Below are 21,454 nucleotides of genomic sequence, written 5' to 3'. Positions count from 1 at the left end.
CCGCAACCACAAGCTGATCAAGATTGATCAGCCATCCCCCACTAGGCAAGACCGTAAAATGGAAGTGGCGGGGTGAACATTTGTGTTAACCCTAATGGTTGTAACCCTAGGCTGACATGCAGGCACCCATTCTTAATCTCGCGGCGTACCAGTTCCACCCCATCGAAGAGCCTGCCACCCACCTGGATGCGCTCAAGGTGCAGGGCGATCAACTTGGCATTCGCGGCACGATTCTTCTGAGCCCCGAAGGGCTCAACGGCTTTTGGGCCGGGCCCGAAGCGGCGGCCCAAGCATTTCTAAACCTGCTTCGTGGACTCCCTGGCTTTGAGGGCCTTGAGGCCAAGGCCAGCTGGTCAGATGACCAGCCGTTCAAGCGTTTCAAGGTCAAGGTGAAGGCAGAGATCATTCGAATGAACCACCCCACCATTGCCCCCTGGGGTGGTCGGGCGCCGGCCATCTCCGCGAAGACCTTGGCCCGCTGGCTCGACCAGGGCCACGATGACGATGGACGCCCCGTTCTCATGCTCGACACCCGCAATGGATTCGAGGTCGACCACGGTCGCTTCGAGGGGGCCATCGACTGGCGGCTGGAGAAGTTCACGGAATTCCCCGCGGCGGTCTGTGCGCACCAAGACGGCCTCAAGGGTGCCACGGTGGTGAGCTACTGCACCGGTGGCATCCGTTGCGAGAAGGCAGCGCTCTTCATGCAGTCGATGGGGCTTGCCCATGTCTATCAATTGGACGGCGGCATTCTGAAGTATTTCGAGGAGACCGACGGTCGCCACTGGGTGGGCGACTGCTTCGTCTTCGATTCGCGTGTGGCCCTCAGCCCAAGCCTGAAGCCTAGCCTGGAAAAATCCCCATCGACAGGTATCGATCGCCCCGGTCACACACAATGAAGACCACGGTGGCGTTCTCCATCTGAGCCGCCACCCGCAGTGCAATGAGGGCGGCACCTGCCGCCGAGGGGCCACAGAAAAGACCTTCAACGGTTGCCAGTCGTCGGGCCATGTCCTCGGCATCGGCCTGGGTGACCTCTTCAATCTGGTCGATGAAAGCCTTCTCACGAATGGGCGGCACATAGGCCGGCGCCCACTTGCGAATGCCGGGAATCGATGAGCCGTCTGCCGGCTGGGCACCGATGATCTGAATGCCGGCGTTGCGCTCCTTCAGGTATCGGGAGACGCCCGTGATCGTGCCGGTGGTGCCCATGGCGGAGACAAAGTGGGTCACGCGTCCGGCCGTGTCGCGCCAAATTTCCGGGCCCGTGGTCTCGTAGTGGGCGAGCCAGTTGTCGTCGTTGGCAAACTGATTGAGCACCTTGCCCTGCCCCTGCGCCTCCATCTCAAGCGCCAGGTCACGTGCGCCCTCCATGCCCTGCTTCTGGGTGACCAGAATGAGCTCGGCCCCATAGGCCTTCATGGACTGCCGCCGCTCCAAGGAGAGGTTGTCCGGCATGATGAGCACCATGCGGTAGCCTCGGATGGCCGCGGCCATGGCCAGGGCAATGCCGGTGTTGCCGCTGGTGGCCTCGATCAGGGTGTCGCCCGGTGAAATTTCGCCGCGCGCCTCGGCCCTCATGATCATGGACATGGCCGGCCGATCCTTCACCGAGCCCGCGGGATTGTTGCCCTCTAACTTGCCCAGAATGAGATTGCCCCGGGCGGCCTGTTCCGGGCCCGCAATACGGGCAAGACTGACCAATGGGGTCTGGCCAATCACCGAGGCCATGGTCTGTATCGACATGGTCATGCAGCCCGCCTGCTGCGTGCAGCACCGGATGCCTTCGAGGGCTGGGCAAGCTTGGTGCAGCCAGGAAGATCCACCGACATGACGATGTCACGCAGGCACTCCACGGCTGCGAGTCGCGCAAAGCTCTTGCGCCAGACCAAGGAGACGCGTCGCGTGGGGATGGGGTCCGCAAAGGGCAGCATGGTGAGCAAAGGGTCGGCCGGGGCCGAGAGCACGGCCATCTTCGGCAGTACGGTGATGCCGAGCCCGGACGCCACCATGTGACGAATGGTCTCCAAGGAGCTTCCTTCGAAGGTCTTCTGAATGCCGGCTGAACTCTGCGAGAGCCTTGCAGCCTCGGGGCAGACCTCCAAGACCTGGTCTCGAAAGCAATGGCCCACACCCAGGAGCAGCATGGTCTCGGCCTTGAGTTCATCGGGTGGCACCTTGCCCCGCGCCTCCCAGCCATGGCCCTTGGGCACGGCGACCAGGAATTCCTCATCGTAGAGCGGCAGGATGTCCAAACCACTGGCATCAAATGGCTCCGCCAGAATGGCCACATCCACCTCGCCCGTTCGCAACTGCTCCAGGAGCTTCAGTGTGTAGTTCTCCGAGAGGATGAGGGGCATCTCTGGATGCTTGCGGATGAGCTGCTTGATGATTCTGGGCAGCAGGTAAGGCCCAATGGTGTAGATCACGCCAACCTTGAGCGGGCCCATGAGGGGATCACGGCCCTGGGCTGCGAGCTGCCCCAGCATGGACACCTCATCGAGCACCCGCTGGGCCTGTGCGACCAGCCGTTCGCCAATGGGCGTGAGGCTCACCTCGGAACCACCTCGTTCAAAGATCTGTGCGCCCAGTTCACCCTCGAGCTTCTTCACGCTGACCGACAAGGTGGGCTGACTGACAAAACAGGCCTCAGCCGCCCGCCCAAAGTGACGCTCCCGCGCCACTGCCACGATGTATCGAAGTTCCGTTAAGGTCATGCCAACACCTTCATTACAAACTGGTTAGATAGTGCTCCGCACGGTAGGCCCACCGGTCGAGCAGGCCTGCAATCGCGGTGGGGTTGGAGGCCCCCTGGGCCCGATAAGACCGGCCCCAGTCGACCGAAAATTCCACCAGCCGCTGGTCTCTGGTCAGGTCGCTCAGCCGAAGGCTGGGTTCGCCTGATTGTCGCACGCCCAACAGTTCGCCTGGACCTCGCAGGGCCAGGTCTCGATTGGCCAACTCAAAGCCATCATCGGTCTCGTAGAGGGCCCGCAGCCTGGCGCGGGCCAAGTCCGAGAGTGGCTCCTCAAAGAGCAGAATGCAGGTGCTCTGGCCCTGGCCTCGGCCCACACGGCCACGCAATTGGTGCAGCTGTGCCAGGCCAAATCGCTCGGCATGGTCGATCACCATCAGACGAGCCTGCGGAACATCCACACCAACCTCGATCACCGTGGTGGCCAGCAAGACTGCGGCCTCGCCCGATGCGAACCGGGCCATCTCGGCGGCCTTCTCGGCCGGCGGCAGTCGGCCATGCACCACCGCGAGTCGATCACCGAGCAGGGGCCGCAGCCAGGCCTCCGTCTGCGTGAGTGCGACCAGGGCACGCTCTGCATCGGTCTGCTCATCAATGATGGGACAGACCCAGTAGGCCTGACCCTCGGTCTCAATGAAGCTCAGCAGCCGCTCCACCAATTCCTCTCGACGCGACTGGGACAAAAGCCGTGTGCGGATCGGCTGCCGGCCCGGCGGCCGGGCATCAATGACCGACACGTCGAGGTCCGCCAGAAAGGTCATGGCGAGGCTCCTGGGGATGGGCGTGGCCGTCATGCCCAGCACATGGGGGCTGCCGTCCCGCAGGGCCAGCCGTTGGGCCACTCCGAAGCGATGCTGCTCATCCACGATCGAGAGCCCCAGGCGATGAAAGACCACATCCTTCTGAATCAGGGCGTGGGTGCCCACCACCACCTGGGCTGCTCCCGAGGCAATGGCCGAGAGTCGACCACGCCGATCAGCCGCCGGCAGGCCGCCCTTGAGAAAGACCACCGCCACACCCAGGGGCTCAAACCATTCATGCATCTTCGAGAACAACTGCGCAGCCAGAATTTCAGTGGGGGCCATGACAGCCACCTGATGGTCTGCACCCACCGCCTGGGCTGCAGCCAAGGCGGCCACCACGGTCTTGCCGCTGCCCACATCCCCCTGAATGAGGCGATGGGCTGGCCGTGACTGCACGAGGTCGGCCTGAACACCCCGCCAGGCCGACAACTGGGCTGCCGTGAGCGCAAAGGGCAGTCGAGCCATGAGCTGATCGACAAGTCCTGCTCGATCGATCAGTGCAGGGGCCTGCTTCGTGGCACGACGACTGCGAGCATGCTGGAGCGCCACCTGCTGGGCCAGGAGTTCATCGAGCCTCAGTCGATCCCACTCCCCGCCCTCGGCCCTCAGAATGGCCTCGCGGGTGGTTCTCTGTGCATCGCCCGCAGGAAGTCGGTGCAGCCGCTCGATGGCTTGGGGCAAAGGCGTGAGCCCCAGCTCCCGCAGTGTCTGCGGCGAGAGCCATTCCTCGGGCAAGTCGGTCTGCAGCGCTCGGGCCACATGGCGACGGATCACCGCCTGGGCGAGCCCTTGGGTGGTCGGGTAGACCGGCAGCAGGGGCTGCGACTCGAGCGCCTCCGCCGAGAGCCAGCCCGACCGCACCTTGGGGTGAATGAATTCCAATCCCGCCAACGATCGGCGTGCCTCCCCCAGCACACGAATCTCTCGCCCCGGCGTGAAGGACTGCAGCATGCTTTGATTGAAGTAGATGAAACGAAGGCTGGCCTCCGCCGTGTCGTCCTCCACACTCACCATCAATGTTCTGCGTGGTTTGAAGACCACCTTGGCGAGCACCACTCGCACCTGCACCTGCACCGACTGCCCTGCGGCCACCTGGGCCAGCGGCCACACCTGAGACTCGTCCTCGTAGCGAAGCGGCAGGTGGAGCAGCAGGTCGATGGGGCGCATGAGCCCCAGCTTGCGAAGGCCTTCCGGCCAAGGGGCTCGGCTCGTGGCCATGGGCTGATTAGTCTGGCAGGACCAGCACCGCCTCAGCCTCGAAGGCAGCACCCCGGGGCAGACTTGCCACCCCGACCGCCGCACGTGCGGGATACGGTGGCGTGAAATAGGTGGCCATGATCTCGTTGACCTTGGCAAAGTGCGACAAGTCGGTGAGGTAGAGATTCACCTTGACGGCATGCTGAAGGGAGCCGCCCGCGGCCTCAGCCACTGCCGCCAGGTTGCGAAAGGCCTGGTGAATCTGTTGGGCAACACCCTCGGGTGTGTTGTCGCCCACCAAGGTCATGGTCTGTGGATCCAGCGGAATCTGCCCAGAGAGCCAGACCGTCTGGCCCATCCGAACCGCCTGAGAATACGTGCCAATGGCCGAAGGCGCGCCCGCCGTGGAGACAATCTCGCGAGTTGACATGGTTTTGATGTTCAAAAATGAAAGAGGCCTTCATCATAACGGGACCCCCTCCAATGGCCTGCCCCATGAAAAGACGATCCCTTCTTCAACTTGGTGGTGCTGCGGCAGTGTCCTGCCTGCTGCCCTCGGACCCACTGCGGGCGCAGCAAGGCACCTCCGGCACGCCGTCGAGCGCGGTGACAGCCATTGGCCTATCAGCCCGGCCCACGCAATTGCAGATTGGCCCTGCCTCGGTGGGGCCCACGGCGGTCTGGGCCTTCAACGGCCAACTGCCTGGCCCAGAGATCCGAGTCCAACAAGGCACCGAGCTGCGGGTGGCCTTTGCAAACCGACTTCCAGAGCCCAGCACCATTCATTGGCACGGCATACGCCTGCCCAACGCCATGGATGGCGTGCCCGGCCTCACACAGCCTGCTGTCGAGTCGGGCTCAGACTTCCAGTACGCATTCCGATGTCCCGACGCGGGCACATTCTGGTACCACCCTCACTACAACAGCAGCGAACAATTGGGGCGCGGCCTGGTTGGCGCACTCGTGGTGGAAGAGGCCCAGCCCATCGATGTCGACCAGGACCTCACCTGGGTGCTCTCAGATTTACGTGTGGATGCCGCCGGCCAGATCACCAAGGACTTTCAAAGCCGACACGATGCAGCCCATGCGGGCCGCATCGGAAATGTGACGCTCATCAACGGCAGCATCGAGAGCGACTTTCTCTTTCCATCGCCACAGCGCATCCGGCTTCGCCTCATCGCAGCAAGCAATGCCCGCATCTTTGGGCTGCGCTTTAAAGGGGCAAGGCCTTGGCTGGTGGCCATCGATGGGCATCCAACGCCTGTGAGCCTGCTGGAGGAAGACCTGGTGCTCGCCCCAGGTCAGCGGGCCGACCTCATCCTCGACATTCCTGCCAAGGGGGGGCTTCGAGTTGAAGACCACTTCTATGGCCGACAGGCCTACAAGCTGGCCAGCATCCAGGTGGCCGGCACCTCGGCACCCGCAAAGCCACGAGGGGCCCCGCAGGCCCTTGCAGCCAACCCAGTGGCACCTCCAGTCCTCGGCCGCTCCATGCGCACGGTGAGCATGCCGATTGAAGGCGGTGCGAGAAGCCCCGTGGCCAGGCCCGATGCCATCTGGCGCCTCAACGGGCAGAGCGTGAAAGAGCATGACCACCAACACGGGCATGGCCATCATGAGTCCCTCTTTGTCATCGAGCGCGGAGAGACCATCCGCATCAACCTGGACAACCAGACCGCCTGGCTACACCCCATGCACTTTCATGGGGTCGTCTTCCAGCAGATTGACGAGCAGGCCAGGGCATTGCGAGGGCCACTGCGCGACACCTTGCTGCTGCGGCCCGGAGAGAAGACTTCGATCGCCCTTCGGGGCGATGAGCCCGGCCGTTGGATGATTCACTGCCACGTGCTCGAGCATCAGAACTCCGGGCTGATGGGCGTCTTTGAGGTCAAGGCCTGACAGGGAAAAACAAGAAAACACGGGCCGACTGCCGGAGCTGGCCGACACAATTCACCAAAAGCCGAGCTTCTGGGCCTTGTCGAGTGCTTTCATTTTGTCGTGCTGGGTGGAGTCTCGGGGAACCGCAACCCAGTCTGTTTGCTTGTGGTCTTCGAGCACGACATCACCGCCGCCCATGGCGTCCGCACAAGCGAACTTACACAGGGTTCTGCGCATGAATCGCTGAGGGTCGTACTCCGCGCGAACCCTCATCGACTGAAAAGACAGGCCACTGCTCGTGGCCCGGGGCGTTTGAAAGTCCTGAAGCTCTTCGACCACGAGCACCCCCACGCCCACCTCCTGAATCGACTCAAAATCCAGATACTCGGTCATCTCGTCATCTTCATGCACTTTGAACAGCATGGGGCCCTCCGACCGCTCAACGGCCGGCACTGTGCCGGCGACATGCTGGAGTGTAGCGCCCGTGGCAGGCCATTCGCCATCGCGGCTCCGCGATAGGTAGAGTTGTTCGATGGATTCCCTCACACAGGCCACATTGGGTGCTGCCGTTGGCATGGCCGTGCTGCGCAACAAAACGCCGGCCTGGAAGGCCGCCCTTTGGGGGGCTGCCGTCGGCACCCTGCCAGACCTCGATGTCGTGCTCGACTTTGGCGATCCCATTCGCAACATGACCGAGCATCGGGCTCAGACCCATGCCTTCTTCTTTCAGGCCCTGGCCGCTCCCCTGCTTGTGCTCATCGCGGCGCGGCCGGCCTGGATGGGAGGCCGCCGCACCGGCTGGCAGTCCATCAAGCCCGTCCGACACGCGGGCTATCCGCAATGGCTCCTCGCCACCGCGCTCATTCTCTTCACCCACGCCGTGCTCGATGGCCTCACCGTCTATGGCACCCAACTATGGCTGCCCTTCTACACAGAGGCGGTTGGCCTGGGCAGCATTTTCATCATCGACCCGCTCTACACGCTGCCGCTGCTGCTCGGGGTGGTTTTGGGACTGGTTCGGGAGGATGCCGGCGGCACCCGACGGTTGCTGATCGGCCTTGGGCTGAGCAGCCTGTACCTGATGTGGTCGGTGGTTGCGCAGCAATGGGTTGTCCATCAGGCACGATCACAACTGCCCGAGCCCAATGCGAGGCTCTTGGTGACCGCAGCCCCCTTCAACACCGTGCTGTGGCGACTGGTGGCCGTGACGGACAACCAGCGTTACGAGGGCTGGCATTCCTTGCTCGACAAGACAGACACCATTCGCTGGCAGGCCTTCCCGCGCGATGCGGTTCTGCATCGCTCCTATATGCGAGAGGTGCCCGTTGCGCGACTGGCTCGCTTCAGTGATGGCTTCTTTGATCTCGAGATGGATGGAGATGCACTGCTCATCAAAGACCTCCGAATGGGCCAAGAGCCGAATTACATCTTTCAGTTTCGGCTGGGCACGCTCTCCGAGGACGGTGACCTCGCCATCGATGTGACGCGTGTGACCGGCACCCGACTGCCCATTCGTGAGGGACTCCCCTGGCTCTGGGAACGCCTATTGGGAAGAACCACGGCCACCCTCACGGATCCAAAATAATGGGAGGGGTGCTGTCTAGGCACACCCCCCCCGGGGATGATCATCCCCTGGGTTTAGGCCCACTGAAGCGGTAGGGCTGTCTTGTACTTCACCTGCTTCAGGGCAAAGCTTGAGCGAATCTTCTCCACGCTGGCAATGGGTGTGAGCTCTTCAAGTATGAATTTCTCAAGTGCCGGCATGTCGGGCACCACCACCCGAATCAAATAGTCGGAATCGCCGGTCATGAGGTAACACTCCATCACTTCATCGTGTGACTGAATGCGTCTCTCGAAGTCCCCCAGGGCCTCTCGACTCTGTGCCTTGAGACTCACATTAATGAACACATTGAGGTGCAGACCAACTGCGTGAGCGTCTAGAAGACTCACGGTCTTCTGGATGACCCCTCGCGCGTGCAGTTGCTTCACCCGCGCGAGGCATGGCGATGGCGACAGATTGACCTTCTGGGCCAACGCCACATTGGACTGAGCCCCGTTCTCCTGGAGTGCGGAGAGAATGCGCAAGTCGATAAGATCGAATTTCATGCTGGATTCTTTATTTTAAGAAGCATTATCTGCTGAATTATATCGGCATTACTGATCATATAGAGCATCAAATCCTTCCGAAGCAACGTTATCGTCTTGGCATGAACAGCGATATCGATCTCCAAGAAACCCAGGAGTGGAGGGATGCGTTCCTGGCTGTGGTCTCAGAGTCTGGCCCTGACCGCGCGCGCTTTCTGCTCAATGAGTTGCATCAATTGGCCCAGGCCGGCCACCTCGAATGGCGGCCGCCAGCCGTGACCCCCTACACCAACACCATTCGAGTGCAAGACCAGCCAGCCTTTCCGGGCGATCTCGATGTCGAAGAGCGACTGGCATCACTGATGCGGTGGAATGCCCTGGCCATGGTTGTTCGGGCCAACCGCATCAGCGGTGAACTGGGCGGGCACATTGCCAGCTACGCCAGCGCCGCCGATCTGTTCGAGGTGGGCTTTAACCACTTCTGGCGCGGTGGCCGCCACGGCGATCTGGTGTTCATGCAGGCGCACAGTGCCCCGGGCATTTACGCGCGCGCCTTTCTCGAGGGGCGTCTTTCTGAGCATGACCTTGGCTTTTATCGCCGGGAGTTGGCCGCTCAAAAGGCTGTGGCCATTGGAGATGCCCCCCCGGGTACACGAGGGCTTTGCAGCTACCCCCACCCAAGACTCATGCCGGACTTCTGGCAGTTTCCCACTGCCTCCATGGGGCTGGGGCCTGTGCAGTCCATCTACCAGGCGCGGTTCATGCGCTATCTGAGCCACCGCGGGCTCCAGGACTGCTCCGGCCGGCGTGTTTGGGGCATCTTTGGTGACGGCGAAATGGATGAGCCCGAGAGCATGAGTGCCCTCACCCTGGCGGCCCGTGAAGGCTTGGACAACCTCACCTGGGTCGTCAACTGCAACCTTCAACGACTCGACGGACCCGTGCGTGGCAACGGCCGCATCATCGATGAGCTGGAAACATTGTTCAATGGCGCCGGCTGGCGGGTGATCAAGCTGCTGTGGGGCAGTGATTGGGACGGTCTATTCGCAAGAGACACCAGCGGGGCGCTGGGGCAAGCCCTCGCGCAGACCGTCGATGGCCAGATGCAGACCTTCGCAGCCAAGGATGGGCGCTTCAACCGCGAGACTTTCTTTGGCCAGCACCCAGCCTTGTCCGCCTTGGTCCAAGGCATGACCGACGAGCAGATTGATGGCTTAAAGCGTGGCGGTCACGACCTGGTGAAGATTCATGCAGCCTACGCCGCGGCCATGACCGAAAGCGGTCAGCCCACCGTCATCCTCGCGCACACCAAAAAGGGCTACGGCATGGGGCAGGCCGGCCAGGGCCGCATGACCACGCACAGCAACAAGAAGCTCGAGGATGAAGACCTCCTGGCCTTTCGTGATCGTTTCCGACTCCCGCTGACAGATGACCAGGTGCTTGGCCTTCATTTCCTGAAGCCCGACGCAAAGAGCCTCGACATTCAGTATCTGCTGGCGAGAAGAGCGGCACTGGGGGGCAGCCTTCCCATGCGCAAGACCAATGCACCGAAGGTTCAGATTCCGTCCCTGGAAACCCATGCAAGTTTTGCAGTCCATGCCAGCGGCAAAGAGATGAGCACCACCATGGCCTTCGTGCGGCAACTGGCTGCGCTGCTAAAAGACCCTCATCTGGGCCCCCGGGTTGTGCCCATCGTGGCCGACGAGGCACGCACCTTTGGGATGGCAAATCTATTCAAACAGGTTGGCATCTACTCCAGCGTAGGCCAGCGGTACGCCCCAGAGGACATTGGATCTGTGCTCAGTTACCGAGAGGCCAAAGATGGCCAAATTCTCGAGGAGGGAATCAGTGAGGCGGGCGCCATTTCGAGCTGGACTGCAGCAGCCACAAGCTATGCTGTTCATGGATTGCCGATGGTGCCTTTCTACATCTTCTACTCGATGTTCGGGTTTCAGCGCATCGGTGACCTGATTTGGGCGGCTGCGGACCAAAACCCCCGGGGATTCCTGCTCGGTGCCACATCTGGCCGCACGACGCTTGCCGGCGAAGGCCTCCAGCACCAGGACGGCACAAGCCTGCTGTGGGCCGGAACCGTCCCCAATTGCAAGTCTTACGACCCAGCCTTCGCGGGAGAGTTGGCCGTGCTGATTCAGCAAGGCCTGCAAGAGATGCTCGTCGACCAGCAGGACGTCTTCTACTACATCACCATGACCAATGCCAATTACGCTCAGCCAAGCCTTAGCCCCGAACATCACGACGGCGTGGTGCGGGGCGGGTACCTGCTGAGGTCTGGAGGAGAAGGTCCAGCCTGCACATTACTGGCCTCGGGGGCGCTGATGACCGAAGCCCTACAGGCCTTTGATCGGCTGGTCGAGAGCGGACACACCGTATACCTCTACAGCATCACCAGCTACACCGAACTGGCTCGAGAAGCAGCGCTGCGTGGCGCTGGTCAGGACACTTATCTATCCGAACTCCTGGCAAGTAGCCAAGGGCCAATTGTTGCCGTGACCGACTGGGTGCGCGCACTGCCAGAGCAGATTCGGGCCTTCTTGCCTCCGCAGCGCACGATGCGCGTGTTGGCCACAGACGGCTTTGGTCGCAGCGACACGCGGGCTGCGCTTCGGGACCACTTTGGGGTTGGTGCCGATGCGATTGTTCAGGCCTTCCGGTCAGACCACTGAACCAGCCACCTTTCGACCCCGCTTCATATGCCTGAACGCTCCTCGAACACGTACCCCGGAGGAAGTTCGACAGATGGGTGACAACCGTCGCGAAGTATCCTACGGCGCGGGTTTCAAGGGAATCAGTATTTCATTGCGGCGCCGCCATGGCAGCGTGAAAGGGTCGTTGTAGCGGGCCACCTGAGGAGCACCGCCCTCAACAAGGCCGCTGGTCTTCATCCAGGCCCTGAGCTTCTCCGTCTGCTCCTGAACGGCAGACTCGGTTGTCCAGCCGCTGAACCTCACCGAGGCCATCTGGTGCTCGGGCACCCTGCGAATCTTGACGTTTGGATTGTTCGGTTTGGGCAAGGTCTCCAAGCTCTCCTCGCTGGGCATCACAAAGTGCAGCCGCCAGCCATCGCGCTTGGGCTCGACCGTCACGGGGGCCGTCATGGCAATTTTTCGGCTCTCTCCAGACGGCGCCTGGTTGTCCCCAAAAATATAGCCCGCCACGCGCCGAAAGCCAGTGCGGCTTGCCACGTCGAAATCCCCGGACAACTCCGTTTCAGCGATGAGGTAGCCCGCGTAGCGCCGGTGCTCGAATGGCCCTTCTGCCGAGATGACTTCGTACTTCGGTTCTTCAACGGCCATGGCGTCGCCCAAAGGAGAGATAAACAGCGCGAGCAGGAGAAATATGGCGCCCCATCGTGCGGGGCCAGTCAGAGGTGCCCTGATGGACACGGCGGATTCCATTCGGGCATGGATGGTGCCGGTGAAAGGAATCGAACCCTCGACCTTCGCATTACGAATGCGCTGCTCTACCATCTGAGCTACACCGGCACAGTACACGCGCACCATTTTAGAGGAAGTTAGGCCAAGCCCTTTGGCAGCGGAAAACGAATGGTCTCCTCGGCGCCGGGAAGGCGTCTCACCGCCGTAGCCCCCAGGGCTTTCACCGCGGTCACAAGCCCTTGCACCAAGGCCTCTGGCGCAGACGCGCCTGCCGTGATGCCCACGCGCTGCTTGCCATCCAACCAGGCCGGATTGAGCTCCTCTGCGCCATTCAACAGATAGGCGGGCACCCCGTGCCGCTCTGCAACCTCTCGGAGCCGATTGGTATTCGAGCTGGTCTTGCTGCCCACCACCAGCACCACATCCACCTGCCCCGACATCAGCTTTACGGCGTCTTGACGATTCTGGGTGGCATAACAAATGTCGCTGACCTTGGGGCCCCGAATCTCAGGGAAACGCTTTTGGAGTTCCCGGACCACGGAGTCGGTGTCATCCATCGAGAGCGTGGTCTGCGTGACATAGGCCAGGCGGTCCGGCGTACGAACCTCGAGCTGCCGGGCCTGCTCCTCGTCCTCCACCAGATAAATTCCGGAGTCGAGCTGGCCCATGGTTCCCTCCACCTCTGGGTGACCCGCATGGCCAATCATCACCACCTCCATGCCCTCTGCCGCCAGCTTGCGAACCTCGACATGAACCTTGGTCACGAGCGGACAGGTGGCATCGAATACCTCCAGGTCCCGGGCAGTGGCATGGTCTCGAACCATTCGAGAAACACCGTGCGCGCTCATGATCACGCGGGCTCCGAGTGGAACCTCATTAAGGTCTTCCACAAAGATCGCACCCTTGGCACGAAGGTCGCTCACCACGTGGTCGTTGTGGACGATCTCGTGCCGCACGTAGATGGGCGCACCAAACTTGGACAGTGCCCGCTCCACAATCTCGATGGCCCGGTCCACACCCGCACAAAAGCCGCGTGGCTCGGCCAGAACAATTTCAACGTCGCTCGAATTCGACATGGTCACAGCACCCCAATCATTTGAACTTCGAACCGCAGCGGCTGACCCGCCAACGGGTGGTTGAAATCGAAGAGGGCGCCATCGCCCTCCCAACCCTTGAACACGCCAGCGAACCGTCCCCCGTCCGGGGTGGGGAACTCGAGCAGGTCGCCGGGCTCGAGTGGGTCCGCTGGATCGGCATGGGCCTCGATGAGTTGACGTGCCACCAGCTGAAGGAGGTCCGGATTGCGCGGCCCAAACGCATCATCGGGCCCAAGGTCGTAAGACCGCGTCTCCCCCTCCTGCAGGGCAAGAAGACATCGCTCCAGCCCTGGTGCAAACTGACCCGCACCGAGCTGCAGCGTGGCCGGGCTGGCCTCAAAGGTGCTCAAGTAGACCCGACCGACATCCGGATCCGAAAGCCGGTAGTGAAACGTCACGTGAGAATCGCTTTTCACGTGGACGTTTGGCGAATGGTTTGAAGTCGGCGGGCTTTGCATAGTGAGATTTTACGCACCGGACCCACCCACATGCACCCAGCCGCCAGCCGCACATCGACCACCCCCAGACCCCCCACCGATCAGCCCAGAGAAAAATTGCTGCAACGTGGCCCCGCGAGCCTCACGGACGGAGAGCTGCTCCGAATTCTGATTGGCTCGGGCAGCGCTCAGGCCAGTGGCGCGGACCTCGCTGATCGCCTGCTCGAGAGACTCGGAGGGCTTCCCGCGGTCTTGGCTGCGCCCGCAGCCCAGCTGCTCGCCATTCCAGGACTCGGGCCTGCAAAAGTGGCCGCCATCGGTGCCGCAGCCGAGAGCGCCCGTCGGGCAGCGGACAGCCCCGCCCTTGGAGCCCCCCTCTCCACCCCAATGGACTTGGCCCCGTGGCTTGTGGCCCATCTGGCGGCCAGGCCGCACGAGATCTTTGGGGCTGCCTTTCTAGACTCTCGTAAGCGATTGATTCGAATAGAAGAATTGTTTCGAGGCAGCCTCACCCAGACCAGCGTCTACCCACGGGAGGTGGTCAGCCGAGCCCTTCAGTTCAATGCGGCCTGCCTCATCATCTTTCACAACCACCCCTCTGGGCTGGCCCAGGCCAGTCTGGCTGACATCCGCCTGACCACCACGCTGCGCAGCCTGCTCGGCCAGCTCGACATCCAGCTCCTGGACCACCTGCTGGTGGCCGGACACCAGGTGGTGAGCATCTCCGGTTGACCCAATGCTTTGTTTTTTCTACACTAGCGGATTACGCGAGTACACCTTAAAGGAATTGTCATGGCACGCGTTTGCCAAGTTACCGGTAAGAAACCCATGGTGGGGAACAATGTGTCCCACGCCAACAACAAGACCAAACGGCGCTTCCTGCCCAACCTGCACTACCGCCGGTTCTGGGTTGAGAGCGAGAACCGCTGGGTTCGCCTGCGCGTGTCGAACGCAGCCGTGCGGACCATCACCAAGAACGGCATTGAATCCGTTCTGGCCGACCTTCGCGCCCGCGGCGACATTTAAGGAGCAGGTTCCATGGCAAAGTCAGGCCGAGAGAAGATCAAGCTGGAGTCCAGTGCGGGCACCGGCCACTTCTACACCACCACCAAGAACAAAAAGACCATGCCCGAGAAAATGGAGATCAAGAAGTTCGATCCCAAGGCCCGTGCGCATGTCATGTACAAGGAAGCCAAGATCAAGTAAGCACGCCTGATCTGGCATCACCAGGTTCTCAGCTTCAACCACAACCCTCGAAGCTTTGAAAAAAACCCCCGGCCACAAGCTGGGGGTTTTGCTTTCTAGCGGCCCACCATCTCTGAGTGGAGTGCCGACTGGGCCACGCCAATTCCCGTGGCTCGGATTCCAATCATGGGGATGGATCGCCCGAACCCTCCTCGCCCCGACAGCAGAAGGCACTCCCGCCGCAGGTCTGCGGCACCGCAGGCATGAACCAGGCGCAGTGTTTTGGCCATGACAGGACCTGCCAAAGGAACGATCAAGGGCACGCCCACGCTCACGTGAATCTTGATGCTCGCGGCATCTATGTAATGAAGCCCCGAGCGCCGACCAACCGGAAGCCCACCAACCACAGCTGCTGAACCACTTCGGGGCTGCAGCGTGGATGGCTGAACCCAAGCAGGTGGAAGAATGGCACCCGTCTTTGGATCAGACCAATCCTCAAAGGCATCTCTCACGGGCGAAATCATCGACCAACTCACCTGCCCTTGCCCCTTCGCAATCAGGTACCGGGGCATGCTCTCGACAATCGCCAGGCCCGCACCCGTGACGTTGCGAACCAGCGTGTTCGAATCAAACCAGAGCGGCGCGAGACCCCGTGCAATCCCGCGATCGATTGCAGATGCCCGCCCACCCTCCACAGCACCCTGCCGAGCACCCTCCGAGGCCGCGTATTGAATGACAAGCGAGGCCAGTCCAATGAGCAGAAGCTGCACAAGCCCTAGGGCCAGAAGCAACAGGACCGGCAATACGAGCAGGCCCTCCACCATGGAAGCCCCCGAGGGTCGGGCTGCGGCATGGCAAGGCTTTTGATGCGGAACCTCCACGACCATCGACGCCGTCGACTCCCGATACACACCCAAAGGCCGGGAACGCCCCTCACGGATGAGGCATCCCTCCGAATCAAAGAATGCAAAATCAAAGGGGCCTGTGGGCAACCAACGGTGAATCGAATTGCAGGCCGGGAACACCAATGCAGTACACCGACGGAAGCGGAGAAGCCCCCAGAATCGATCCCAAGGCCTCGTGGCCTTGCATACCCGAGCATCGGAGAATTCAAGCGTCGTACGCAGACGCAACCACTCCGTCAACGTGGTTCGACCCGACCCTTGGACCCTGGTCATGAGAACTGCTCCACAAGCCGAAATGCCAGTGGCGAAAAAAGAATGATGAACGTGCACGGAAAGATGCAAATCATCAGCGGGCCAAGAAGTTTGACCGGGGCCTCCTGGGCTCTTCTCTCCATGCTCAGCTGAAAGTATCGCCGTGCCTGCGAGGACTGATCCCTCAGGATTCGTCCGAGACTCAGTCCACTCTGCTCAGCAGAGAGCACCGTGGCCACAAACTGCTCAGCAGCAGGAATCGGCAGCGCCATTCGTAGCAGGCCAAGTGCCTCGGTCTTGCCGCGGTTTTGTCGGATGTCAGAGGCCACCTTCTGAAGCACCCGACCCCACGACCGACCGCCGCGCACGCTGAGACGCTCGGCCGCAACAGACAAAGCGGCCGCAAACGACTGACCCCCTTCAAGTGCAAGGGCAAGCCCGTCCAGAAAGACGGGAAAGCCTCTCTCGGCCGCCTGGTACTCAGAGGCGAGCGCCACCTTCAACCGTTGAAGAGGCAAGTGGGCGCCTAGCCCAAAAAAAATCGGCACCAGCCACCAGAGCACCTCAAGACCGGGGGCCATGGCAAGGACCGCACAAGTCAGCCCGGATAGAAGGCCCACCAGGAGTCGATAAGCGAGCCAGGTCGCCTCGTCGACTGGCTTTCTCCACCCTGCCACCAGCAACCGGATCTGCAACTCAGGCTGGTCGACGGCCCAACGGGCCACCCAGGGTGAGAGCATCTTGGCCAGCGTCACGAGTGACTCCCTGGCCGAGGAGGCTCGTATCGCTCGAATCTTCGACAGCACCCTCCCCTCATTGACCGGCACGGCCATCATCAAACAGAAGGCAGACAGCCCAATCAGCAGACTCAAAAGAATGCTCATCACATCAGATCTCCACGCGAACCAGGCGTCTTATCCAAAGAGCACCGAACGTTTCAAGTGTCAGCACGAAGACGATCACCATGAGCCCCTGCCAGGTTTGCAAGAAGAACCTTGCAGACTCCGGATCAATCATGAGAAGCGTCAGGCCCAGAAGCACTGGGATCGCCAGCATCACCAGGGCTTGAAGACGCCCCTGCGAGGTCAGGGTCTTCATCTTCTCGGCCAAAAGGAGTTCCTGGCGTAGCGCCTCTGCGAATCGCTTCAGAGCCTCGGACAAACTCCCCCCCGACTGAACAGACAGGCGGATGCAGAACGACATATCGAGTGCAGGCTGTGAACGGGTCTGACTGGACCAACGGTCAAATGCGGCATCCATTGAATGACCAAATTGGGTCAGCCGGATGATTTCCCGAAACTCCCTGGCCACAACAGGCGAGGAGAAGGCGGCCACCTGCACCAGGGCCTGACGCAGTGAGGACCCAGCCTGTATGGCACCGGCCAGAAGCTCGGTCGCCTGCGGGAGTTCCTTGTGAAACTCGTCCATTCTCGTGTGACGGGCGGCCAAGAGGCCACTGAGGCGGGTGCGAAGGCTTCGAAGCCGCTCATGGCAGTGGCGCTGCAATGAGAACTCCGCCGGCGCCAAGGAGAAGAACAACATGGCAACAGATAACCCCCAAAGCACATAGACCAAGGAGATGTCATGCATGGCGCTCCCCCTCGTTCCATGACCACTCTGCCGAGCGAAACGCGGAGCCGGTCCATTCATAAATGGGCTGCAGCTGCACCACGCCGCTCTCGATTCCAGCGACCTCTTCAATTCGAACAACCCGTCGAACACCGTCGCCGCAACGCTGCTGATGGACGATCAGACCGATGGCCGACTGAATCTGGTCACGAATGACTGCAACCGGAAGGTCAAAGCCTGCCATCAAGACCATGACCTCGAGGCGATAAAGGGCATCCCGAGGTGTGTTGGCATGAACCGTTGTGAGAGAGCCCTCATGGCCGGTATTCATGGCCTGGAGCATGTCGAGCGCCTCGCCACCACGGCACTCGCCCACCACAATTCGATCAGGACGCATGCGAAGCGCATTTCGGACGAGGTCCCTGATTCGGATCTCACCGCTCCCCTCTTGGTTGGCCGTTCGCGCCTCGAGTGCAATGATGTTCTTGGCAGAGAGCTGAAGTTCAGCGGCATCCTCGACCGTTACGATCCGCTCCGCATCCGGGATGAAGGAGGCGAGGAGTTTCAGTGTGGTGGTTTTTCCTGAGCCCGTTCCCCCACAGACCACAATGTTCTGCCGCTTCAGGACCGCATCCTTGAGGTACTCGACCATGTCCTGCGAAAGCGTTCCTGCGGCAATCATTCGATCTGCCGTGTACACCCCTTGGGTAAACCTGCGAATGGTGAGGCATGGCCCGCCGATGGCCGGAGGTGACAAGACCGCATTCACTCTGGAACCGTCCGCAAGGCGGCCATCCGCCATTGGGGACGCCTCGTCAATGCGTCGGCCAATGGGCAGGAAAATCCGCTCGATCACACTGCGCAAGCCCTCTGGACTGTCGAAGGCTGCGGGTACTTGCTCGCACCGTCCAAACCGCTCAACAAAGATTTGATTGAATGCGTTCACCATGATTTCGGTCACATCCTGGTCACGCATGATCGACTCCAGCGGTCCAAGCCCAACCAAGCTCGCTACCCAACGATCAGCCAACGATTCGGCCTCCGACTCGGGCAACCCCTCCAGGAGATCACTCAACTCCCGTTCAATGAGCGCATAGACCTCCAGCCTGAGGCTGGCGTCTGTCAAGCTCCCCCAATCTCGGCTTTTGGCATCGAGGCAGCCCCGAAGACGCTCCCGTCCCTCCAAGAACCGATCCACGCTGGGCTCATGGGCCATCGTCTGGCCTGGCCCAGGGGTCGCCTGACGGATCTGCACCTGCCAAGTCCCAATGCGAATGTCGTCGGCAGCCGACAGGGGTCCGTACTCCGTCACCGCGCGCTGATTGACCTGTATACCGGACAGAGACCCTGCATCCCTGATCATGAGTCCCGATGGCCCGGTGTCGACCGCAGCATGCATTCGGGCGACAGAAAGCCCCGTGAGCCGGAGGTCGGCGTCTTTCCCGCGGCCGAGTCGAATGGGCAGTCTTTCAAACTGAGCCTGTCGAAACGGCGATACCCCCTGGCGATAAAGAACCTCAATCATCTGTGGTCTCCTTCACCGGAGTCGGTTCCTCCTTCTCACCGTGAATCCGAGACCGAGCCTTCTCAAGCTTTCCCATGGCGTCTCCAAGCACCTTCTGGTGAAAAGCGTCTTGCGGGGAAATGAGCCGTGGCGTCACCATGACCACCATCTCACTTCGGCGGTCTCGAAAATCCTTTGAACGGAACAACGCCCCGAGAATGGGGATGTCACCGAGCCCAGCGAGCTTGTCTACCGCCTTGCTGCCCTCCTCTGAGAGTAGCCCAGACATGACAAGAGTCTCGCCCTGCTTCAGATTGACCTGTGTCTCGGTCATTCGGGACAGGAACCCGGGAAGATCACCCACGCGAATGGCCGGGTCGACAGTGGAGAGTTCCGTCAGCACGTTCGCACTGATCACGCCACGCTCATTGACCCGAGGGGCAATCTCGAACCGAATGCCATACGGCTTGAACTGCACAGTGCCAGAGCCCAGAGACGATGTAACCGGCAGTGGAATCTCTCCGCCGGCCAGAAACTTTGCGGTGCCCCCGCTTCGAGTCGAGAGCATGGGCTCAGCCAGCACAACAGCATCACCCTCCTGCTCCATGAGATTGATCACGGACAGCAGGGTGGACTGCAGCCCCATGTAAACCGCGAATGGTGAGACCTTCTGCTTCGACACATCGGAATCGAGGCCCGGGAAATTAGGCGATACGGATGGGCTTCCGCCATTCAGCGCGCCATCTGAGGTGGACCGAAAATGGCTGTTGGTCTTGAAGTCGCCGACGATTCCCACCATCGGGCCCGCCATGCTCTGTTGCCACTGAACCCCGATCTTCTCCATGGCGTTCTTTTTGATCTCCAAGAACCGGACCTCCATGGCAATCATCTGCTCTGTTCCCTCGGATTTGGCGAGGTTGAGAAGTTTCGGGTTGCGCTCTGAAAGGCGCTTGAGGCGCTCCTGCTGCTCAACGGACTTCGGTGTTCCGGTAACGACCACCTGGTCGCCAATGCTGTGGAGGGACAGGCCCTCGTCCCCACCGAGCGCCTGTCGAATGTCTTCGGACACCCAGGCAGCCTCACCAGATCGAACTCGTACCAGGACCTTCCTGGCAGACATCCCATCTCCCCACAGCAAAAGGCTGGTCTCTCCCTCGCGCTTTCCGGCCAGAAGAAGGCCTCCGCCTTTGATGGCCTTGACGCCCAGAACAGCTCCGTCACCAACCACCACCCGGCGTAACCCGGGAATGTCCACGTGTTGTGTTTGACCAGCTTGAATGTGCAGGGACTCCGGGATGGTGGACGCTGCGTTGGCGCTCGCCGCAGTGATGAAAACACCAAAGACAAATCCCAGAAGGCGGAATGCGAACGCACTGAATTTAAAGTTGGTGCTCATGACGCCTGCCCCCTCTGATGGACCAATATCTCGACCGATGGAGTTGCCGAGGGACGATTGCTGGTCTTGCGCGGTGCGACTGTATCTCCGGGGCCACGCAATGCAATCATGAGCCGCGCGGAGGACTGTGCCTCCATGATGGGCATGACCGCGGCGGCTGGAACAAGAACGGAGAGACCTCCCCCGGTGCCATGATGTGTTCCATCGGGTATGGATGTTCGCCCTCCCACCGCCATGACCCGAATTCCAGTCGCAATCAGACGGCCTCCGTTGCTTGGAGACTCCACACCAATCACCTCAATGCCAGAGCCATCTGTTTGCAAAGGACGTGATGGCATGCCGACCTGCCAGAGGTCGATGAGTTGCCCCGGTCTGATCAAGCCCTGCATGCCACCAATGTCAGTCGAGAGCCCGATCACACGGTGACCCGATGGAATGGCCGCATCCGCCGACCTCGTCTCCGTGGCACCCCGAAGATCCTCTTGCCAAATGGGCATGCCGGGCGACAGGTCACGACTGATCCGCTGCCCCTCCAGGGCTTCAGCCTGATTGGGAAGGATCGGCGTTCCAGACAGCCAGCCCTGCGGCAGGTCACGCATGGCCAGACGTGACAGTCGAATCGGCTCACCAGCCTTGTGGGGCTCTCCAGCCACAACCACCTGAACAAGCTTCTCTTCGGCTCGCACGTCACGAAGGACCTCTGCCCGGACGCTCTGGCGATCTTGGTAGGAGACCCCAGCCGCCACAATGCCTGCCAGAATTCCTGGCAAGAGGAACCATCGTCGCCCGCGGAACCAGCCACGAAGGCCGACCCCGAGGGCCTTGATCTTCTCTAGTTTGGTCATGCATCACCCCATTGGTAAGGAAACAAGAAAAAGAAATCGCATCCAGGCCTCCGAGAGGGCTGGCAGAAGTTCAAGCCTGTGTGCGGTCATCAGCGCAACGGACACGAGGCCCATCGCAAGAACGTGCTCCACCATGCTGGAGCCCCTCGGC

At 61.2% G+C, this 21,454-nt stretch carries 22 protein-coding genes and 1 tRNA gene; 7 read left to right on the top strand and 16 right to left on the bottom strand.

Translation table 11 applies throughout. The features are described 5' to 3' along the window. Positions 1-116 precede the first annotated feature (116 nt). Positions 117-899: a sulfurtransferase gene (locus AC8GDA_RS02120; protein WP_506556670.1), complete on the top strand. Its 783-nt coding sequence runs from the start codon at positions 117-119 to the stop codon at positions 897-899. Here the strand turns inward: AC8GDA_RS02120 and cysM are convergent. From cysM to AC8GDA_RS02100, 4 genes are read right to left on the bottom strand one after another with little or no spacing between them, the layout of a single operon-like run. After that, positions 844-1,746, bottom strand: a complete 903-nt coding sequence (gene cysM / locus AC8GDA_RS02115) for a cysteine synthase CysM (RefSeq protein ID WP_506557173.1) — start codon at positions 1,744-1,746, stop codon at positions 844-846. The genes AC8GDA_RS02120 and cysM overlap by 56 nt on opposite strands. Positions 1,747-1,748: 2 nt before the next feature. After that, positions 1,749-2,717, bottom strand: coding sequence for a LysR substrate-binding domain-containing protein (locus AC8GDA_RS02110; protein ID WP_506556669.1), 969 nt, complete (start codon positions 2,715-2,717; stop codon positions 1,749-1,751). Positions 2,718-2,730: 13 nt separating this feature from the next. Continuing rightward, the gene (locus tag AC8GDA_RS02105) at positions 2,731-4,776 is read right to left on the bottom strand and encodes an ATP-dependent DNA helicase RecG (protein WP_506556668.1); all 2,046 of its coding nucleotides are present in this window, start codon (positions 4,774-4,776) and stop codon (positions 2,731-2,733) included. Between the two features lie 7 nt (positions 4,777-4,783). Beyond that, positions 4,784-5,185 carry a Rid family detoxifying hydrolase gene (locus AC8GDA_RS02100; protein ID WP_506556667.1) on the bottom strand — a complete coding sequence of 134 codons (402 nt, stop codon included), beginning with the start codon at positions 5,183-5,185 and terminating at the stop codon, positions 4,784-4,786. Positions 5,186-5,250: 65 nt separating this feature from the next. Between AC8GDA_RS02100 and AC8GDA_RS02095 the strand changes: the two genes are divergently transcribed. After that, positions 5,251-6,654: a multicopper oxidase family protein gene (locus AC8GDA_RS02095; RefSeq protein ID WP_506556666.1), complete on the top strand. Its 1,404-nt coding sequence runs from the start codon at positions 5,251-5,253 to the stop codon at positions 6,652-6,654. Between the two features lie 51 nt (positions 6,655-6,705). On the opposite strand, the gene AC8GDA_RS02090 is transcribed toward AC8GDA_RS02095, so the two are convergent. After that, positions 6,706-7,056 carry a surface-adhesin E family protein gene (locus tag AC8GDA_RS02090; RefSeq protein WP_506556665.1) on the bottom strand — a complete coding sequence of 117 codons (351 nt, stop codon included), beginning with the start codon at positions 7,054-7,056 and terminating at the stop codon, positions 6,706-6,708. A 109-nt stretch (positions 7,057-7,165) separates the two neighbouring features. Between AC8GDA_RS02090 and AC8GDA_RS02085 the strand changes: the two genes are divergently transcribed. Beyond that, positions 7,166-8,218, top strand: a complete 1,053-nt coding sequence (locus AC8GDA_RS02085) for a metal-dependent hydrolase (RefSeq protein WP_506556664.1) — start codon at positions 7,166-7,168, stop codon at positions 8,216-8,218. 53 nt (positions 8,219-8,271) lie between these two features. On the opposite strand, the gene AC8GDA_RS02080 is transcribed toward AC8GDA_RS02085, so the two are convergent. After that, positions 8,272-8,739 carry an Lrp/AsnC family transcriptional regulator gene (locus AC8GDA_RS02080; RefSeq protein ID WP_506556663.1) on the bottom strand — a complete coding sequence of 156 codons (468 nt, stop codon included), beginning with the start codon at positions 8,737-8,739 and terminating at the stop codon, positions 8,272-8,274. A gap of 101 nt (positions 8,740-8,840) precedes the next feature. Between AC8GDA_RS02080 and aceE the strand changes: the two genes are divergently transcribed. Then, entirely contained in the window at positions 8,841-11,402 is a 2,562-nt protein-coding gene (gene aceE, locus AC8GDA_RS02075) for a pyruvate dehydrogenase (acetyl-transferring), homodimeric type (protein WP_506556662.1), read from the top strand. A gap of 99 nt (positions 11,403-11,501) precedes the next feature. Here the strand turns inward: aceE and AC8GDA_RS02070 are convergent, their stop codons facing one another. From AC8GDA_RS02070 to AC8GDA_RS02055, 4 genes are all read right to left on the bottom strand, one after another. Continuing rightward, a complete protein-coding gene (locus AC8GDA_RS02070) occupies positions 11,502-12,032 on the bottom strand; it encodes an SOUL family heme-binding protein (protein WP_506556661.1) in 531 nt (176 codons plus the stop codon). A gap of 113 nt (positions 12,033-12,145) precedes the next feature. Next, positions 12,146-12,221, bottom strand: a tRNA-Thr gene (locus AC8GDA_RS02065). A 29-nt stretch (positions 12,222-12,250) separates the two neighbouring features. Next, positions 12,251-13,189, bottom strand: coding sequence for a 4-hydroxy-3-methylbut-2-enyl diphosphate reductase (gene ispH, locus AC8GDA_RS02060; protein WP_506556660.1), 939 nt, complete (start codon positions 13,187-13,189; stop codon positions 12,251-12,253). Positions 13,190-13,191: 2 nt separating this feature from the next. After that, positions 13,192-13,668, bottom strand: a complete 477-nt coding sequence (locus tag AC8GDA_RS02055; protein WP_506556659.1) for an FKBP-type peptidyl-prolyl cis-trans isomerase — start codon at positions 13,666-13,668, stop codon at positions 13,192-13,194. Between the two features lie 96 nt (positions 13,669-13,764). Here AC8GDA_RS02055 and radC point away from each other — a divergent pair, with 96 nt between their 5' ends. Genes radC through rpmG form a run of 3 tightly spaced genes read left to right on the top strand, consistent with a single transcriptional unit; the run spans position 13,765 to position 14,853 of the window. After that, positions 13,765-14,379 (top strand): RadC family protein, encoded by a 615-nt coding sequence (gene radC, locus AC8GDA_RS02050; RefSeq protein WP_506556658.1) that lies wholly within the window; start codon positions 13,765-13,767, stop codon positions 14,377-14,379. Positions 14,380-14,439: 60 nt separating this feature from the next. Then, positions 14,440-14,673, top strand: coding sequence for a 50S ribosomal protein L28 (rpmB, locus tag AC8GDA_RS02045; protein ID WP_506556657.1), 234 nt, complete (start codon positions 14,440-14,442; stop codon positions 14,671-14,673). A 12-nt stretch (positions 14,674-14,685) separates the two neighbouring features. Beyond that, entirely contained in the window at positions 14,686-14,853 is a 168-nt protein-coding gene (rpmG, locus tag AC8GDA_RS02040) for a 50S ribosomal protein L33 (protein WP_506556656.1), read from the top strand. A 95-nt stretch (positions 14,854-14,948) separates the two neighbouring features. Here rpmG and AC8GDA_RS02035 read toward each other — a convergent pair whose 3' ends face one another. From AC8GDA_RS02035 to cpaB, 6 genes are all read right to left on the bottom strand, one after another. Continuing rightward, positions 14,949-15,719 (bottom strand): TadE/TadG family type IV pilus assembly protein, encoded by a 771-nt coding sequence (locus AC8GDA_RS02035; protein ID WP_506556655.1) that lies wholly within the window; start codon positions 15,717-15,719, stop codon positions 14,949-14,951. A 287-nt stretch (positions 15,720-16,006) separates the two neighbouring features. Further along, a complete protein-coding gene (locus tag AC8GDA_RS02030) occupies positions 16,007-16,873 on the bottom strand; it encodes a type II secretion system F family protein (RefSeq protein ID WP_506556654.1) in 867 nt (288 codons plus the stop codon). Positions 16,874-16,877: 4 nt separating this feature from the next. Next, positions 16,878-17,579 (bottom strand): type II secretion system F family protein, encoded by a 702-nt coding sequence (locus AC8GDA_RS02025; RefSeq protein ID WP_506556653.1) that lies wholly within the window; start codon positions 17,577-17,579, stop codon positions 16,878-16,880. Then, on the bottom strand, positions 17,572-19,083 hold the full coding sequence (locus AC8GDA_RS02020) for a TadA family conjugal transfer-associated ATPase (protein WP_506556652.1): 1,512 nt from the start codon (positions 19,081-19,083) through the stop codon (positions 17,572-17,574). The genes AC8GDA_RS02025 and AC8GDA_RS02020 overlap by 8 nt, the downstream gene beginning before the upstream one ends. After that, positions 19,076-20,458 carry a type II and III secretion system protein family protein gene (locus tag AC8GDA_RS02015; protein ID WP_506556651.1) on the bottom strand — a complete coding sequence of 461 codons (1,383 nt, stop codon included), beginning with the start codon at positions 20,456-20,458 and terminating at the stop codon, positions 19,076-19,078. The genes AC8GDA_RS02020 and AC8GDA_RS02015 overlap by 8 nt, the downstream gene beginning before the upstream one ends. Further along, positions 20,455-21,303, bottom strand: a complete 849-nt coding sequence (gene cpaB / locus AC8GDA_RS02010) for a Flp pilus assembly protein CpaB (protein ID WP_506556650.1) — start codon at positions 21,301-21,303, stop codon at positions 20,455-20,457. Before cpaB ends, AC8GDA_RS02015 begins: the two co-directional genes overlap by 4 nt. Between the last annotated feature and the right edge of the window lie 151 nt (positions 21,304-21,454).

The organism is Hahnella aquatica (SeqCode), from assembly GCF_965194505.1.
GTDB lineage: Bacteria > Pseudomonadota > Gammaproteobacteria > Burkholderiales > Burkholderiaceae_A > Hahnella > Hahnella aquatica.
Note: the sequence above shows the minus strand (reverse complement) of the source record. Positions and strands in the feature narration are given on the sequence as shown.

Bases quoted from the DNA above. Each gene is read 5' to 3' on its own strand.
- AC8GDA_RS02120 (WP_506556670.1), top strand. From the start codon at position 117: ATGCAGGCACCCATTCTTAATCTCGCGGCGTACCAGTTCCACCCCATC.
- cysM (WP_506557173.1), bottom strand. From the start codon at position 1,746: ATGTCGATACAGACCATGGCCTCGGTGATTGGCCAGACCCCATTGGTC.
- AC8GDA_RS02110 (WP_506556669.1), bottom strand. From the start codon at position 2,717: ATGACCTTAACGGAACTTCGATACATCGTGGCAGTGGCGCGGGAGCGT.
- AC8GDA_RS02105 (WP_506556668.1), bottom strand. From the start codon at position 4,776: ATGGCCACGAGCCGAGCCCCTTGGCCGGAAGGCCTTCGCAAGCTGGGG.
- AC8GDA_RS02100 (WP_506556667.1), bottom strand. From the start codon at position 5,185: ATGTCAACTCGCGAGATTGTCTCCACGGCGGGCGCGCCTTCGGCCATT.
- AC8GDA_RS02095 (WP_506556666.1), top strand. From the start codon at position 5,251: ATGAAAAGACGATCCCTTCTTCAACTTGGTGGTGCTGCGGCAGTGTCC.
- AC8GDA_RS02090 (WP_506556665.1), bottom strand. From the start codon at position 7,056: ATGCTGTTCAAAGTGCATGAAGATGACGAGATGACCGAGTATCTGGAT.
- AC8GDA_RS02085 (WP_506556664.1), top strand. From the start codon at position 7,166: ATGGATTCCCTCACACAGGCCACATTGGGTGCTGCCGTTGGCATGGCC.
- AC8GDA_RS02080 (WP_506556663.1), bottom strand. From the start codon at position 8,739: ATGAAATTCGATCTTATCGACTTGCGCATTCTCTCCGCACTCCAGGAG.
- aceE (WP_506556662.1), top strand. From the start codon at position 8,841: ATGAACAGCGATATCGATCTCCAAGAAACCCAGGAGTGGAGGGATGCG.
- AC8GDA_RS02070 (WP_506556661.1), bottom strand. From the start codon at position 12,032: ATGGCCGTTGAAGAACCGAAGTACGAAGTCATCTCGGCAGAAGGGCCA.
- ispH (WP_506556660.1), bottom strand. From the start codon at position 13,189: ATGTCGAATTCGAGCGACGTTGAAATTGTTCTGGCCGAGCCACGCGGC.
- AC8GDA_RS02055 (WP_506556659.1), bottom strand. From the start codon at position 13,668: ATGCAAAGCCCGCCGACTTCAAACCATTCGCCAAACGTCCACGTGAAA.
- rpmB (WP_506556657.1), top strand. From the start codon at position 14,440: ATGGCACGCGTTTGCCAAGTTACCGGTAAGAAACCCATGGTGGGGAAC.
- rpmG (WP_506556656.1), top strand. From the start codon at position 14,686: ATGGCAAAGTCAGGCCGAGAGAAGATCAAGCTGGAGTCCAGTGCGGGC.
- AC8GDA_RS02035 (WP_506556655.1), bottom strand. From the start codon at position 15,719: ATGGTCGTGGAGGTTCCGCATCAAAAGCCTTGCCATGCCGCAGCCCGA.
- AC8GDA_RS02030 (WP_506556654.1), bottom strand. From the start codon at position 16,873: ATGAGCATTCTTTTGAGTCTGCTGATTGGGCTGTCTGCCTTCTGTTTG.
- AC8GDA_RS02025 (WP_506556653.1), bottom strand. From the start codon at position 17,579: ATGCATGACATCTCCTTGGTCTATGTGCTTTGGGGGTTATCTGTTGCC.
- AC8GDA_RS02020 (WP_506556652.1), bottom strand. From the start codon at position 19,083: ATGATTGAGGTTCTTTATCGCCAGGGGGTATCGCCGTTTCGACAGGCT.
- AC8GDA_RS02015 (WP_506556651.1), bottom strand. From the start codon at position 20,458: ATGAGCACCAACTTTAAATTCAGTGCGTTCGCATTCCGCCTTCTGGGA.
- cpaB (WP_506556650.1), bottom strand. From the start codon at position 21,303: ATGACCAAACTAGAGAAGATCAAGGCCCTCGGGGTCGGCCTTCGTGGC.